Source organism: Endozoicomonas atrinae, from assembly GCF_001647025.1.
GTDB lineage: Bacteria > Pseudomonadota > Gammaproteobacteria > Pseudomonadales > Endozoicomonadaceae > Endozoicomonas > Endozoicomonas atrinae.
Genome location: NZ_LUKQ02000584.1, coordinates 1 through 1,209 on the forward strand (window position 1 = coordinate 1; position 1,209 = coordinate 1,209).

General features: G+C 49.1%; 3 protein-coding genes. 2 read left to right on the plus strand and 1 reads right to left on the minus strand.

Features of this window, described 5'->3' with window-relative positions; genetic code table 11:
* Window positions 1–71: 71 nt before the first annotated feature.
* Both AK963_RS29265 and AK963_RS29270 read left to right on the plus strand, forming a co-directional pair.
* Window positions 72–401: a helix-turn-helix domain-containing protein gene (locus AK963_RS29265; RefSeq protein ID WP_175404731.1), complete on the plus strand. Its 330-nt coding sequence runs from the start codon at window positions 72–74 to the stop codon at window positions 399–401.
* Window positions 340–957: an IS630 family transposase gene (locus tag AK963_RS29270; protein ID WP_083232952.1), complete on the plus strand. Its 618-nt coding sequence runs from the start codon at window positions 340–342 to the stop codon at window positions 955–957. Before AK963_RS29265 ends, AK963_RS29270 begins: the two co-directional genes overlap by 62 nt.
* 7 nt (window positions 958–964) lie before the next feature.
* Here the strand turns inward: AK963_RS29270 and AK963_RS34035 are convergent.
* Window positions 965–1,209: hypothetical protein (locus AK963_RS34035; protein WP_175404732.1), on the minus strand; the 245-nt coding region annotated here is incomplete at its 5' end.

The window sequence follows — 1,209 nt, forward strand, 5'->3', positions numbered from 1 at the left end:
GAAAATCAACATCATTAAAACCTTCGGGTAGCTGTGGTCGACGAGACATCTGTTCTAGATAATGCATGGTAATGATGCCTAAGCATAGTTGGCGGCAGCTTAAGGATTTAGAAAATGCGATTGGTATTACACCTGAACAACAAGACTCTCTGGTTAAAATTATTCTCACCAACGAGCCAACCGCTTACGGTTTTTATAAAGCCCTTTGGACCAGAGATATTGTGGCTGCAGTGATCAAGACCGAGTTCGATATCACCATGCATCCCGCAGCTGTCAGCAAAATGCTCAGAAGAATTGGCCTGACTCCCCAGCGCCCTGTACGAAAGGCCTGGCAGCAGGATGAAAAAAAAAGTGCGAGAGTATCTGGATACTCGTTATCCCGCACTGCGCAAGCTGACTGAAGAGAGTGGTGCCATTATCTACTTTATCGATGAAGCCAGCATACGCTCGGATTATCACAGTGGTACAACCTGGAGTCGACGAGGCATAACCCCGACGGTCACCAAAACCGGAGCGCGTTTTGGCATTAATATGATTGCTGCCGTTAGCGGTACAGGCCAGATGCGCTATATGACAATCATTGGCCGTTTCAATGCGGATGTATTTATCAAATTCCTGAAGCAGATCGTCAACTCTCATGACTGCCCGGTGATGATTGTGACTGACGGACACTCAGCGCATAAGGCCAAAAAGGTCATGAAATACCTTGCAGGAGAAACGCGGCTTCTGGAGATTCATCTTTTGCCGCCTTATTCTCCGGAGCTGAACCCGGTTGAGCTTGTCTGGAGTGTTCTGAAGTCTGGCCATATTGGGCGAATGGCGTTGAAAACCAGGGAACAGTTTTTGGGGGCGGTTAGCTCAGGGCTAAAGTCACTGCAGAGGCAGCGGCAAAAGATTCTTGGATTCTTCAGGGCTGAGCACACTGCCTATGCCTGCCTAGAGAACTTTCATGCATAGGGTGTGCTCATATCAATAACTCCGAAACCGGATTAAGAAAGCAGAAGCTCAACGGGAACAGTAATGACGTCAGGGTAAAATCTACGCTCCACCAGCCAAAGTGGGAACCGAACAACAGCGGGCATAGAATCAGTGTGGCCATATACAGCCCCCACAGGTAGACCAGCAGCGGCTGATCACCCACCAGGGAAAAATTGTGGCCGCCACCTACGCCACGGTCTGCAACAATATCCTTACGCCCTTTCAGGTACG